Origin of the sequence: Flavobacterium sp. (assembly GCF_036515215.1) — a bacterium.
Taxonomy (GTDB): domain Bacteria; phylum Bacteroidota; class Bacteroidia; order Flavobacteriales; family Flavobacteriaceae; genus Flavobacterium.
Map to the genome: position 1 here is coordinate 1 of NZ_DATBVQ010000117.1, position 11,319 is coordinate 11,319.

The window sequence follows — 11,319 nt, forward strand, 5'->3', positions numbered from 1 at the left end:
TTCTAATGTTGAAGAACCAAACATTTGTGAATATCCTGCAACAGCCATGATGTCTTTGTAAATTTTGTACCCTGCGGTCAAATCAACTTCGGTGCCTAGATAAGAGTCTTTTTCTAGCCCGGCAGCCAGCACTTTATTAGGGGCATAGAACACATGCGGTGTCAATGAGAATTTTACTTTTTTGATTCCAAAATCCAGTTTTAAGTACGCGTCCTGTAATCCAACACTTTTTTTGTGGTTTCCTACGTAGAAGTAATCCATGAATCCATTAAAAGCATGGTTGGTTCCAAATAGGGGAGTAAATGATTTTATTTTTGTATCGCTGTCATCCTGATCTTTACCTGAAAGGTATTCATATCCTAATGTAGCTTTGAATTTATCGGTTACAACATAGCCTAAATTTGCACCAGCGTCCCAAGCACTTAATTCTGCGCCGCCACTTTTTCCGGATTGCCCATATATCCCCAAATCAAAATCCCATTTTTTACCTTTGTAAGTCAAATAGGTCCCGTAAGTTTGGATATAATCGGTCTGTAGATCTGTTGGTGTTTTTAGGTATTGGTAGCCGGCGTTTAAAAACAAGAAACTGGCATTTACTTTTTTAATGCTGGTGTGGTACCAAGCATATTGCATTTCCTTATAGGTGGTGGTGTAAGCTGTTGTAGGCTCCAATAGGTTTTCGGCATTGGCATTATGGGCAAAACCTAAATCCAGTCGGTTTTTTGCGTCTTTGTAAGTTATTAACGCTGCATCATGACTTTGTCCTTGTTGAATCCAATCAATTCCACCCATTATACGCTGGTTGTCATAGGATAATACCTGGCGACCAAGGCGCGCGCTCCATTTATCATCAAAACTATAGTCGGCATAAGCTTCAAAAACAGCAACTCCGTTCTTGTCCGCTGTAGTTGTGGTGGCTACGTCACCCCAAGTGCGTACATTTTGTAAAGACAGTTTTAATTTTAATTTATCTTGTTCAAAATTTAAGTTTAAACGGGAACGTTGCGATATAAATGAAGTTGGACTGTCTCCCGTTTTCAATAAGCTTTTATACCCATTCCTATATTCATAACGTGGTCTAAGCTGTATGCTGGCATCGAAGTCTTGCGCGTGGGTTGCCGAACTGATAACCCCTATAAATGACAAGCATATTGTTTTTAGTAATTTCATAACAAATGGTTTTAATTGATACTTGGTTTTAATTATTTACTCAGCAAATATACGTACGTAGTTTTACTTATTTACTGAGGTAATTACAGTGAAACATGCCTTTTTTCGCCATTAAAAAACTGGTATTGAACCCGTTAAAACAGGCGAAAACGCATATTTTTCAACTAACATGTTTTTTTACGATATGTTATGGAATTAGGTATGGATGTGTTGTTTGAAATATTTACGCATAAGTGTGCGTAGAACTGGTTTTATTGCATAAAAAAAGTCCAATACTATTGGACTTTTATGCTATAAATAGGAAAACCGGAAACTACCGATGTTCAATGATTTCCTGTTTCATTTTTTCGGCTTGTAGCAGGCTTATTTTCTTTCCTACAATTTTTATAAGGCCCTCTTTTTTCAGGCTTGAGAATATTCGCGTCACTTGTTCATCCGTGGTTCCGGCAAAATCGGCGATTTCTTTTCTGGAAAGCAGAATGTCTATTAGATTGTTCGTTTGACCAAATTTTTTGAGAAGATATAGAAGGGTGTCGATAACGCGTTCCCTGACGTTCATTTGGGCAATTTTTTTAACGTTGTTCTCGCTTTTATTAAGCTCCTCTGCATAAAACAACATCATGTCATACGTGAATTCAGGAATAGTTTTGAGTATGTCCTGCATCACCTTGTTGCTAAAATTGCACAAAACGGTATCCTCTACCGCTGAAGCCCCTATCAGGTACCTTTTGCTTGTGCCAAATCCCCTGAAACCTACCGTGTCGCCCTCTTGTGTCAGTCGAACGATATGTTCTTTACCATAGATACCGGTTTTAAGCACCTTCACTTTCCCCTTGAAGATAAAATACAAGCCTTGCATTGGCGCGCCTTCGATCATAAATTGCTGTCCTCTTTTGCAGGAAAAATTCGTTTTTTCCAACGCAAAATCCTGCATTTTTTCCAGATGCAAATGTTTCTTTATAAAACAATTGGTGTTGATACAGATGGAGCAATCGGCATTTATTTTTTTCATTTTGTATCTTGTTAATGTTTTACTTCAGATTCTATTTTGATGGATCAATCGGAAATGGCGTGCTTTACAATTTGGAAAGGAGGGGTTTTAGTTTTTTCGATCCATTTCTTTGGACATAATCGGTTGTTTTTCATTCATCATACTAGTTATGGTAATGTGCATCCAGACGAGGCAAATTGCTGAAAACAGAAGGACAAAAATCCATGAACTTGACCATATTCCGGTGAAACTTAATAGATAGCTAAAGATAATTGGGCAAAAGAATCCGCCTAAACCTCCGAGCAAACCCACCATACCGCCCACAACTCCTATTTCGGTCGGGAAATATTCGGGGATATGTTTGTAAACGGCCGCTTTTCCGATTCCCCACGAGATACCAATCATAATTACCAAAAATAGATAAACCCACATGTTGGCGTCAAAAACAATTCGGGTTAGGCCCTTGGCCAATAATTCTTTTTTATTGACGCTTTGGTTTTGTTCAACAATTACTTTTTGCCATGTTGATTTAGTCGGGAAGACATTTCCAATTGCCGCAGTTTCTGGTTTGGAGACTATCGCGAAATCTTTCCCGTCAATCTGTACGTTAGAAGCGCTGACTTGGGTGACAATTCCTTTTTTTTCTGCCATTACGCCTGGGCCAGCCGTTGTTATTTCCATTTTTGGAATCATCAATAGTGCACTCAATACGACAGATGAACTCAATACCCAATACATTACTTTTCGGGCGCCAAATTTGTCAGATAGATATCCGCCAAATGCGCGAATGACACCGGATGGCAAGCTGAACATAGTGGCAAACATACCGCCCATCACTAAACTCGTTTGGTATACGTTCATAAAGTTGGGCAAAAGCCATTGTGAATAGGCCACGAAACATCCGAAAACCAAAAAATAGTAGGCTCCAAACCTCCAGACTCTAGGTCTTTTTAAGGTTGACAGCATTTGCGGAACTGTTTTGGTTGACCTTTCCATTTTCTTATTTTTAGCGAAAAGTAAGAACAGGACACCGATAATTAACAAAGCAGCGCCATATATCAGGGGTAAAATTTTCCAACCATTTTGCGGGTCTTCTATTGAAAAATGATTTAATAGTGAAGGTGCCATAAATGTGGTTATTGCCGCTCCCGCATTCCCCATCCCAAAAATCCCCAAAGCTCTCCCTTGCCATTCTTTTGGATAGAATATGGAAGTGTATCCGATACCTACGGCGAAGCTGGTTCCAACCATTCCGAACAGAAAACTAAGAACGGCAAACATCAAGAAACTGTTTGCTAATGGAAGTAGGAATAGAGGGATTGAACATAGTAAAAGCAAGATTGAAAACACCGATTTCCCGCCGTGTTTATCGGTCAGGATTCCTATGGGCAATCGCATCAGGGCACCGGTTAAAATGGGAATGCCCAGTAACCAGCCTATTTGTACCACGCTCCAGTTAAAAATGCCTTTGTCGACCAAATAGGTGACCAAAACGCCATTAAGTGTCCAGCAAGCGAAACAAACGGTGAACGCCAGCGTGTTTAAAAATAACATTCTGTGGGATTGGGCTAATGAAGTTGACTTTTCCATTGTACTTATATTTTTTACAAATATAAGTATGTCGACGTATTAAAAACATTGGAAATAAGTATAAATACGTATTTTCATAAAGATTTCAGACATTTGTTTTTAAAGCTCTTTTTATTATTGATTTACCAAAAAAGGGAAGCCTTTTTTCGTTTTTTGAATGCTCGAAAAGATTGATCACAATCATAAAAAGACATAATCAGCCCATTTCGCAGCGTATAGTTGAGATTAGGTATATTAATTAAAATAGAATTGGCTTTTGTTTTTTGTGTGGAAGATTAAATCAACGCATATTCGTTTGCCTTATTGGAAAGCTCCATAAGATTCTTCACTTTTAGTTTTTTCATCAAGTTAAAGCGGTGTACCTCTGCGGTACGCTTACTGATTTCTAATGCTTCCGCAATTTCTTTATTTCCTTTTCCAGACAATAAAAGTTTCAGGATTTCTTTTTCCCTTTTGGTAATTGACATATCATCCGTTAATGGTTGCTTTGTTTCTATAGGGATTGCATTGTTTTTGAGTTGATCAATAAGAATAGAGGAGATGTCGCCACTAAAATATTTTCCGCCATTTGCGACGGTATGCAGTGCTTTTAAGAATTCTTCTTTGCTGGATCCTTTCAACAAATAACCATCGGCACCGGCTCTGATGGATTTAAGTACGTATTCTTCCGATTCATGCATCGAAAGAACGATGATTTTCACGGGATTATTCTGATTTCGTAATTTTTCAACTACTTCAATACCTGTTAAATGAGGCATGCGTATGTCGACAATTAGTAAGTCTGGCTTATTTGATTCCACTGTTTGCAATGCTTCCAGACCATCTGTAGCTTCTCCCACCACAATTATATTGTCTTCGGTCTCCAATAATGATTTTATCCCGTCTCTTACAAAAACGTGGTCATCTGCCAGCACAACTCGAATCGTATTATTCATAACTTACTTAAATTTGAGATCAATTTTTTTACGTATTTTAAACTAATTGAACAGCTAATATACGTAATCTATATAAATAAATTAGTCGTCTTATATTTAAATGGGAATGTTGAATGTAATTCTGGTTCCTTCGCCCGGGATGGAGTTTATAAAAACACGTCCGTTGATGTACTGTATTCTTTCTTTCATAAAGAGTAATCCCATTCCGGATTCACTATTCCTTTTTTTCTCCACTTCGGCAGCATCAAACCCCTTGCCGTTATCGTCAATTATGATGCTCAGGATTGAATTACTATGCGATAGTTGGACTACAATATGTGAGGATTCGGCATACTTTATCGCGTTATTGATCGCTTCCTGGGTAAGGCGATATATGTTGATTTCAATTAATGAATCCAGCCTTTTGTCAAAAGAGGTTTTGTTATAGAACTGGATGTTTTTTCCTGTGAGTTTCGACAACTCTTGGCAAAGTTTTGATAAAGAGGACACAATTCCATGATCGCTCAATTCAGGCGGCATCAAGTTGAAAGTTGCCGTGCGTACCCCTTTGATGATGTCAAGGGATAATTTTTTTAGGTACTCAATTTTTTGTGCAGCTTTTTCTTTGTCATCAAGATTGATACTTTCCAAGCTGAATTTCAAGCCCGTTAGCATTTGCCCTATCCCATCATGAATTTCACGAGCAATTCTATTTTGCTCATTTTCTTGATTCTCGACAATTTTACTGGAGATGATTTTTTGCTGATTGATTTTATCGGCAATGTTTTCAGCATTCAGCCGTTCCACTTCTTGCTCTGCTATTTTCCGTTCGGTAATATCAAAACAAATAATCAATAATTCGGATTCCTCTTTTTTGATGGTAACTGGCACCATGGATAGATCAAGCCAAATGGATTCTTTATTTCTGTTGGTGATGTTTATTTCCCCCTGCCATCCGCTTCTTTGTTTTTCGGCGATGATCCTATCGATAAGCAATTGTTCTTTTTCTACTGGCGTCAACACCTCGGAGAACGTTTTATCGCCAACAAAAGGATTGTACTGCAACAGTTTAGAGAACTTTTCCCCGATATGTATGATACGTCCGTCGGGTGCAATACGGCAATACAATAAAGTATTCTCCATCGCATAATTTAACGACTTTAATTCTTTGACAGAGTTTTCTTTTATTTCGCTAATCACTTCCGTATCGTGTGCCAGTTTTATGGCTCTCCGTTCAGAGACCAGAAGTTTAGAAATTAAAAGCTCAATCCTTTTGTTGGTAGGTTTAAATATAAAGAGAAATTCCAAAAATAAAACGAGTAGTGTAAACCCCAAAATAGCATATTCCGTTTTGCGCTGCAGCGTCACTTTTTCCAGCGCTTCGGCTTCGTATTGGCTTACTATTTTGTTCATTTTAGAAAGAAAGATCCCTTCATTATCCAGAATAGTTTGCGCTATTTTTTGATTTTTATCCCGGTCTACTTGTCCAATATGATTTTTCAGCAACAGCTCAGTCGCATGACTGATACTATCAAAATTGGGTTTTATATCGGCAAATAATCTGGATAGGGTAGCGCTTTTTACTTTTGGGAAATTAAGGCTGTCATTCCCGTTTTCCAATGCATAATGGGTGAATTTCCAAAGTGAAACGGTTTCGTTTATTTTAGAGACCTCCTCATTTTTCTTTATGGAATCAGAAACCAAGTTTAAGATCAGCACTTCCTTGGCCAACTTTTGACTCAACATTCTTTGTTTCCCCGATATGTTGATCAGTCGGGAATCATTAAGCTGATGGTTCAGGTTGTACTGTATGAGCAATTGGCTAAGCAGTACCGTTATGGCTATGGTTATTAAAGCAAAAAGATACATTTGCTTTAATTTTACGAAATTGAGATTCTCGATAGACTGTTTGGTCTTGTTTTTCATGTCAAAATCAAATTACAATCCGATGGCCTCTTTTATCAGTTGAAGATTTGCGCTGCTATAGTTGATTTTTAAAGCTTCCTGGTGTCCCTTATCAGACATTTTATTCCAAGTTTTCAGAATGATATTTTTCATTTTGTCCCTGTCATGTTTTTGTACAAAGGGATCAAGATAAAATTCCAGAAAAACCAAACAAATTACATCTTCCAGAAGTTGCGTTTCTTCATCTTTTTTGAGTAATTTTTTCTCAATCAGAAATGAAACCCGAGCGATGAAATTGGAGTCATACCCCACTTTTTCTAAAATTCCGGCTGTAGTTTTCGCGTGAAATTTTTTTAAATCTTCTCTCCATTTTAAGTATCCCACACGATCCATCGGATAGGTTTCTCGAGCTATTTTCCATCTGCAAATGTGCTGGGCTTTGGAAGCAATTTGAACCGCTTCGGAGGCATCAGGATGAAATTCCATAAGCTTTTCATACATTCTATTTGAATATAATAACTCTTTAGGGTAGCTTTTGGTTTGGTATATTTCGCGGTTTGGGTCTTGTGCGTTTTCTGCATCAATTAGCTCACTAGCGTTATGAAAAGGTGTGTTTGTCATGGATAATGTATATTTTCAAAGATACATATTTATTCTAAAAAGCCTACGAATACTTCGTCTCCAATAACTCTTACGGGGTAGGTCGCAATCGAGTATTCTTCCCCATTTAAATTAGATCCGTCTGCAAGCGAAAATGTTTTTTTGTGCATAGGACATGCGATTTTGGGAACGTCATCAGCAGATCCCGTCATTCCTCTCGATAGAACCATTTCCATTTTATGGGGGCAGGCATTTTGACAGGCGTACCATTCGTTTCTTCTTTCGAAATTAAAAACAGCAATTTGTTTGTCTTTGTATTTGATGCAACCTCCTCTGTTGCTGGGAAAGTCATTTATGTTACCCGCTTTGAACCAAATGGTTGCGTGATCAGCCAGAACAGTTTTGTATTTGCTTAAAATATTTTCCATAATTTTTATTGTTTAATCTTTTTCAACTTCAGGATGATTCGCTCTATACCAAAATCAAACTGTTCGGTGCGAATTAATCAATTGCTTTTCACCAAGGTTTTGGCATTTTTTGTTCTCTTAACGGCACATATTCGATATTATCATCCTTTTCATCGGAATTAACGAAATGACTGAAACGCTTCATTAATCTTGGTTTTTCAATCACTTGTTTCCATTCGCATTCAAATGTCCCTATAAGGGTTTCCATTTCAGTTTCTAATGCTTCACAAATCCCGATGCGATCATGTATGACAACTTCTTTAAGGTAATCCATGCCTCCTTCTAATTTGTCTAGCCATGTGGCAGTTCGAACCAGTGGCCCGGCCGTGCGGATGTAATACATTAAAAAACGGTCTAGGTATTTAATTACGGTCGCTTTGTCAATTTGTTCAGCCAACAAAACGGCATGTTTAGGAGTGGCGCCGCCGTTTCCGCAGATGTAGAGGTTCCAACCTCCTTCCACTGCAATGAGACCAAAATCTTTGCCTCTGGCTTCGGCACATTCCCTAATGCAAGCGGATACGCCACCCTTGATTTTATGGGGGGAACGGATTCCTTTGTACCTGTTTTCCAGTTCAATGGCAAAACCGGCACTGTCATCCATTCCGTAACGGCACCAAGCATTGCCCACACAACTTTTCACGGCCCTTAATGACTTTCCATAGGCGTGCCCGCTTTCGAAACCATTATCAATTAGTATTTTCCAAATTTTTGGCAAATCATCTAGATGGGCGCCAAATAAATCGACACGCTGTGCACCGGTAATTTTAGTGTATAGATCAAACTGTTTAGCTACTTGGCCAATTACGATCAGTTTTTCGGCGGTAATCTCTCCACCGGCGACCCTCGGTACAACCGAGTAGGTCCCGTTCCGTTGGATATTGGCTAAGAATCGATCATTGGTATCTTGGGTGGTGACATGTTTGTTGGCCGTATCGTTGTAAATACTTGAGAAAATCGAAGCGACAACTGGTTTGCATACTTCGCAACCATCGCCATTGCCATGATGGTCGACAACCTCATAAAAATTAGTGTATTTGTTGATTTTCACGATATCAAATAGCTCTTGTCTGGTGTAGTGAAAATGTTCGCAAAGAGATTCTTTCACTTCTTTTCCAATTGATTTTTGTGCTTCTTTCACCAAGTCAACCACCATTGGCTTACAACCTCCACAACCGGAAGTGGCCTTTGTAAGCTTCACGACATCTGATAAAGATTCGCATGTCCCATCTGTTATTGAACAGCAAAGAGTTCCTTTAGTTACATTTTCGCAAGAACAGATTACGGCAGTGTCAGGCAAGTCCATGACGCTTCCCATAGTTGAGCTTTCGCCACCCCTGGAACCTAGAATTAAATCTTCGGGATTTTTAGGCAGGGGCATCGCATTGCTGTAAATTTGGAACAACCCATTATAATCACTTGAATCACCAACCAGAATCCCTCCCAATAAGGTCTTCCCGTCTTTGGTTATGTTAATTCTTTTGTATGTACCGCTAAATTTATTTTCGTAAACGATTGCCGTGACATTTTCGTTTTCTAGAAATGGATCACCAAAACTCGCCACTTCGACCCCAATTAATTTTAATTGGGTAGACATATCGATGGTTTCTCTCATTGTTTTTTCGCCTTGCAGAATCTGCTCGGCAGCGACTTCTGCCATTTCGTATCCTGGGGCAACCAATCCGTAAATCATATGGTTGTACAGCGCCACTTCTCCAATGGCATATATAAAAGGATCCGTCGTTTGCATTTTATTGTTTACGGTGATGCCGCCACGTACCCCCACTTCAAGTCCCGAAACTCTTCCAAGCTCGTCTCGTGGTTTGATACCTGCAGATATAACCAACATATCAACTTTTAACAATTCCTCTGCCGCAAACATCATCCCTGTTATACAATCTCCACCATCAATATATTGAGTGGATTTATTAAGGTGTATCCCAATGTTTAGCTCTTCAATTTTTGATTGCAACATGTCACTCGCGCCCTTGTCCAATTGTCTTGGCATTAGCCTGGGAGCAAACTCCACAACATGCGGATTCAAACCCAAATCCCGGACAGCTTTGGCCGCTTCCAGTCCTAGTAATCCCCCGCCAAGCACAGCTGCTTCTGTAGCTCCATTTTGTTTTATTTTTTTGGCATAGGCCATGATTGCATCGAGATCTTCAATAGTCCTGTATACAAAAACGCCTTCTTTTTCCACCCCAACAATAGGGGGTACAAAAGCAGAAGAACCTGTTGCCAATACTATGTAGTCGTAGGGATATGTTTTTTCCAGATGGGTATGAACCGTTTTGTGTTCCCTATTGATGTCAGTAATTAATTCTGAAGTATTTAGAATAATATTGTTTTCGGCATACCAATCTAAAGTTGACATGGATAAATCGTCAGCACTTTTGCCCGCAAAATATTCGCTTAAATGGACACGGTCATAGGCTCGCCTTGGTTCTTCTCCAAAAACAGTAATTTGATACTTCTCACTTCCTGGCTTCGATATGAATTTTTCACAAAATTTGAAACCTACCATGCCGTTTCCGACTACTATTATATTGATCATACTATCGTAAATTAAGCATTACGTAGCAAATATAAGTATAAGTACTTATTTTATTTACTTAATTTCGTTTTTTTGAAATTAATTGGAATATCTTGAAAATGGAAGCTGTAAAATATGGTATTTGTAAAAATTGATGAAAAATATATCAAAAACGAAATGGTGTTTTCAATTTTAGTGGGGGAAATGTGGAATCTGGTTCAAACAGGACCTAGGCAATAATTATAACTATTTTCATCATGGAGCAGAAAAACATTTGGCTTCAAAAAAAATACCGCGAATTCACAAATTTAAATATATCATGGATAATATAAAATTTGCGAATTGGCGGTTTGATTTTATTCTAGTTGTTTACACGGATTTTAAAAAAGAAAATTCGTCTATTTTTTTTAGCTCTAGATTGCTGACGGGTAGTATTTTTTTCTAAACCAAAAAGCGACATTCACCAATGCGATTAAAGCGGGAACCTCCACCAATGGGCCGATAACTCCGGCAAATGCCTGTCCGCTATTGATGCCAAAAACACCGATGGCTACTGCGATTGCCAGTTCGAAATTGTTTCCCGTTGCCGTAAAGGCAATCGCCGTACTTTTTGAATAATCTGCGCCAAAATATTTCCCCGTGAAAAAACTGATGACAAACATGACCGTGAAGTAAATCACGAGAGGAATCGCGATGCGAACGACATCCATCGGGATTTGCACGATCATTTCCCCTTTTAGGCTGAACATGATCACGATGGTAAGTAACAACGCGATTAGCGTAATTGGGGAAATGAACGGTACGTATTTGTTTTGGAACCAATCCTCTCCCTTTAGATTGATAAGAGCATATCGGCTGATGATTCCCAGTGCGAAAGGAATCCCCAAATAGATGCCCACGCTCTCGGCAATTTGCCCGATGCTGATGTTGACTTCAAAACCGGTATATCCGAAATAGGGTGGAAGTATGGTGATGAAGATATAGGCATAAACGCTGTAAAGCAATACCTGGAAAACACTGTTTAAGGCAATCAAACCTGCCGCATACTCCCTATCTCCATCGGCAAGATCATTCCAAACGACGACCATTGCGATACAACGAGCAAGCCCGATAAGAATGACGCCTATCATGTATTCGGGATAACCG

Annotated in this window: 9 protein-coding genes; all 9 read right to left on the reverse strand. The window is 38.9% G+C overall.

The features are described 5' to 3' along the window. The coding region (locus VIH09_RS07960) for an alginate export family protein (RefSeq protein WP_331579667.1) at window positions 1–1,170 on the reverse strand (1,170 nt) is incomplete at its 3' end. Window positions 1,171–1,483: 313 nt separating this feature from the next. Further along, window positions 1,484–2,182, reverse strand: coding sequence for a Crp/Fnr family transcriptional regulator (locus VIH09_RS07965; protein WP_331579669.1), 699 nt, complete (start codon window positions 2,180–2,182; stop codon window positions 1,484–1,486). Between the two features lie 87 nt (window positions 2,183–2,269). Next, the gene (locus tag VIH09_RS07970) at window positions 2,270–3,751 is read right to left on the reverse strand and encodes an MFS transporter (RefSeq protein WP_331579671.1); all 1,482 of its coding nucleotides are present in this window, start codon (window positions 3,749–3,751) and stop codon (window positions 2,270–2,272) included. 275 nt (window positions 3,752–4,026) lie between these two features. After that, window positions 4,027–4,686 carry a response regulator transcription factor gene (locus VIH09_RS07975; protein WP_331579673.1) on the reverse strand — a complete coding sequence of 220 codons (660 nt, stop codon included), beginning with the start codon at window positions 4,684–4,686 and terminating at the stop codon, window positions 4,027–4,029. Window positions 4,687–4,782: 96 nt separating this feature from the next. Next, a complete protein-coding gene (locus tag VIH09_RS07980) occupies window positions 4,783–6,591 on the reverse strand; it encodes an ATP-binding protein (protein WP_331579675.1) in 1,809 nt (602 codons plus the stop codon). Window positions 6,592–6,603: 12 nt separating this feature from the next. Continuing rightward, a complete protein-coding gene (locus VIH09_RS07985) occupies window positions 6,604–7,191 on the reverse strand; it encodes a DUF4202 domain-containing protein (protein ID WP_331579677.1) in 588 nt (195 codons plus the stop codon). Between the two features lie 29 nt (window positions 7,192–7,220). Continuing rightward, the gene (gene nirD, locus VIH09_RS07990) at window positions 7,221–7,598 is read right to left on the reverse strand and encodes a nitrite reductase small subunit NirD (RefSeq protein ID WP_331579679.1); all 378 of its coding nucleotides are present in this window, start codon (window positions 7,596–7,598) and stop codon (window positions 7,221–7,223) included. Between the two features lie 88 nt (window positions 7,599–7,686). Then, window positions 7,687–10,194, reverse strand: a complete 2,508-nt coding sequence (nirB, locus tag VIH09_RS07995; RefSeq protein WP_331579681.1) for a nitrite reductase large subunit NirB — start codon at window positions 10,192–10,194, stop codon at window positions 7,687–7,689. Window positions 10,195–10,586: 392 nt separating this feature from the next. Beyond that, the coding region (gene arsB, locus VIH09_RS08000; RefSeq protein ID WP_331579683.1) for an ACR3 family arsenite efflux transporter at window positions 10,587–11,319 on the reverse strand (733 nt) is incomplete at its 5' end.

Coding starts and splice junctions, on each gene's coding strand:
- VIH09_RS07965 (WP_331579669.1), bottom strand. CDS start 2,182: ATGAAAAAAATAAATGCCGATTGCTCCATCTGTATCAACACCAATTGT.
- VIH09_RS07970 (WP_331579671.1), bottom strand. CDS start 3,751: ATGGAAAAGTCAACTTCATTAGCCCAATCCCACAGAATGTTATTTTTA.
- VIH09_RS07975 (WP_331579673.1), bottom strand. CDS start 4,686: ATGAATAATACGATTCGAGTTGTGCTGGCAGATGACCACGTTTTTGTA.
- VIH09_RS07980 (WP_331579675.1), bottom strand. CDS start 6,591: ATGAAAAACAAGACCAAACAGTCTATCGAGAATCTCAATTTCGTAAAA.
- VIH09_RS07985 (WP_331579677.1), bottom strand. CDS start 7,191: ATGACAAACACACCTTTTCATAACGCTAGTGAGCTAATTGATGCAGAA.
- nirD (WP_331579679.1), bottom strand. CDS start 7,598: ATGGAAAATATTTTAAGCAAATACAAAACTGTTCTGGCTGATCACGCA.
- nirB (WP_331579681.1), bottom strand. CDS start 10,194: ATGATCAATATAATAGTAGTCGGAAACGGCATGGTAGGTTTCAAATTT.